Origin of the sequence: Vibrio sp. 10N.222.46.A1 (assembly GCF_041473595.1) — a bacterium.
In the GTDB taxonomy this organism is placed as follows: domain Bacteria; phylum Pseudomonadota; class Gammaproteobacteria; order Enterobacterales; family Vibrionaceae; genus Vibrio; species Vibrio tasmaniensis_A.
Genome location: NZ_JBFRSN010000959.1, coordinates 1 through 2,035 on the forward strand (window position 1 = coordinate 1; position 2,035 = coordinate 2,035).

The following is a 2,035-nucleotide window of genomic DNA, read 5'->3' on the forward strand; positions in this document are numbered from 1 at the left end:
ATATAATAGCGCGATATTTATCTTTATTCATCAATACGTTCCGTTTAGGTATTTCTATGTTGCTCTCTTCAATTATTCATCACACTCGAGGTGATTTTGTTCGTAGGCTTATTGCGATTGCTTTGCCTATTACTTTGCAGAGCATTATGTTTTCAAGCCGAGGCTTAGTGGATGTGTTGATGTTAGGCCAATTGGGTGAAGCGGATATTGCGGCGGTGGGTGTGGCGAGTCGAGCCATGTTTGTCACGACCATTATGCTGGTGGGTGTCACCACGGGTGGTGCGTTATTGACTGCGCAATATTGGGGAGCAGGTAACAAGCAAGGCGTCAGAGAAAGTACGGCGTTGACTTGGCTGGTTTCAACACTGTTTGCATTACTAACTATTGTTTTCTTCGTTTCATTTCCCGCACAAATCATGGGCGTGACGACTGACTCCCAAGAAGTGATCAACCTTGGTGTTGAATACATTGTTATCACCTCGTTTAGCATGCTAGCTGTATCGTGCGTTAGCAGTATGGCTGTAGGTTTGAGAGCGATGCACAAACCCGGGCTAAGCACCTTCTTCAGCGGTATCGGTATCCTGTCTAACGTGTTCTTAAACTGGGTGCTGATCTTCGGTAACTTAGGCTTTCCTGCGCTTGGAATCAAAGGTGCGGCGATTGCGACGGTATTGAGCGGTGCCATTGAAGTGGCGACCTTATATGGTTATCTTTATTGTTCAAAGCATCTCTTGGCTTTCAAGTTATGCGATATAAAAGCAGCAGCTTCGATTGAAAAAGTGGTTCGCTTCTTAAAGTTATCGCTGCCGACGACGTTTAACTTTTTGGCGTGGGCGGGTGGCTTATTTGCTTACCACGCGATCATGGGGCAATCGGGCGTTCAAGGACTGGCAGCACTGTCAGTGATGACGCCGGTTGAATCTATCTCATTGAGTTTACTGATTGGCCTTTCGAATGCGGCAGCGGTTCTGGTGGGTAATCAACTTGGCGCAAAGAATAATGAAGCGGTTTATTACCAAGCGTTAGGCTTAACGATTTTGTGTTTCTTGACCAGTATCGTGGTCGCGATTTTTCTTTACTTCGTACAAACGCCAATACTGAATGCTTTTAGTGCACTGACGGAAGAAACCAGAGCCCTCTCAGAAAAGTTCATTCTAATTTTAAGCGTGGGTATTGTTATCCGATCGGTACCGCTGACTGTCATTGTTGGTGTGTTGAGAGCGGGCGGTGATGTGAAGTTCTGCCTTTATCAAGACCTGATTGCCCAATGGGTGATCGGTATTCCGCTCGCCGCGATTGCTGCTATCTATCTGAAGTTTCCACCTGAGTGGATATATCTGCTTTTCCTCACTGAAGAAGTGCTTAAGTGGGGTGGGTCGCTCTACCGCATGAAAACAAGAAAATGGATTAAAAACTTGATAGGAAATTGAAGTAGAGCGCATCAACCCCATCACTTTATCGTTGGTGTGTGATCTATCTTTCAAAATACTTCCTCCTAACAGGGAATTAGTGTAGATTCTCATTCCAAATTCTAACTAATGTGAGCTGTTTAATGTTAAAGCTGTCAGACCTGTGTAAAGGCTATGTCGATGGGGGGGAGTTTCACCCTGTTTTGCAAGGTGCTGAATTAACATTAAACCAAGGTGATCAGCTGGCATTAATGGGAGAAAGTGGCTCTGGTAAGAGTACTTTGCTGAATCTTATCGCGGGTTTAGACCTCGCCGATTCAGGTGAAATCGCTTTCCCTCACTTCGATATGCACGACTCGACCGAGCGTGACCGCACCGCTTATCGTAGAAACAACATCGGTCATATCTTCCAGCAATTCAACTTGCTACCAACGCTTAACATTGCCGACAACATCCGTTTTTGCCGCCAGTTAAAAGGTTTACCTGAAGATAAGGGGCTCTGGAGACAGATTCTTTCTGCTTTAGACCTGATGCCTTTGCTTGGTCGTTACCCTGAAGAAGCGTCTGGTGGTCAACAACAACGCGCAGCGATTGCTCGTGCTCTGTACATGGAACCTAAAATTCTG

The 2,035-nt window shown here is 45.7% G+C and carries 2 protein-coding genes; both read left to right on the top strand.

The window, feature by feature from the left end:
• The first annotated feature begins 56 nt into the window (after positions 1-56).
• Positions 57-1,430 (top strand): MATE family efflux transporter, encoded by a 1,374-nt coding sequence (locus AB4496_RS22540; protein ID WP_102258612.1) that lies wholly within the window; start codon positions 57-59, stop codon positions 1,428-1,430.
• A 122-nt stretch (positions 1,431-1,552) separates the two neighbouring features.
• On the top strand, positions 1,553-2,035 hold a 483-nt coding region (locus AB4496_RS22545), incomplete at its 3' end, for an ABC transporter ATP-binding protein (RefSeq protein WP_372132028.1).

Excerpts from the sequence above, each read along its gene's own strand:
- AB4496_RS22540 (WP_102258612.1), top strand. The coding sequence starts at position 57 with ATGTTGCTCTCTTCAATTATTCATCACACTCGAGGTGATTTTGTTCGT.